Source organism: Klebsiella sp. K47, assembly GCF_051858335.1.
GTDB classification, from domain to species: Bacteria; Pseudomonadota; Gammaproteobacteria; order Enterobacterales; family Enterobacteriaceae; genus Klebsiella; species Klebsiella pneumoniae.
The window spans coordinates 1-407 of record NZ_JBPYUI010000102.1; the positions used below are offsets into that span (position 1 = coordinate 1).

General features: G+C 56.3%; 1 pseudogene. It reads right to left on the bottom strand.

Annotated elements, in window-relative coordinates:
- Positions 1-407: pseudogene (locus tag RRF55_RS27270) on the bottom strand (host specificity factor TipJ family phage tail protein); the annotation flags it as partial.

Genomic DNA, 407 nt, shown 5'->3' on the forward strand with positions numbered 1-407 from the left:
CATCAGTAGACGCTATCTGGTATTCGTTGCCACGGTGCGCCAGGGAAATCCGCTGAGTGCCTTCCGGCAATCCGGAAAAGGCAGTGCCAGAATCGTATGCCAGCGTCACGCTGGCTGTTACCGCAGGGCTTCCGCCGCTGGATGCTGTACCAGCTGTAAATACCGGGTTGTCGCCAAATACTGACGCAGGCAGGAATGATGACGTAATGGAACCGCCACGCCAGGGGCTGGAGATCTCCACGATACGTATCACGCCACCATCATCCTGAGCAATGAGCCCCGAACCATTCAACCCGCCGTTAATCGCTGCGAGCAAGCCAGACATTGTGCCGTAGTTGGCGACCAGAGATATGGTATAGGTGATACCCTGCCAGGTCAGAGCAAAGGTCTGGCTGGTTGTCGTAAAG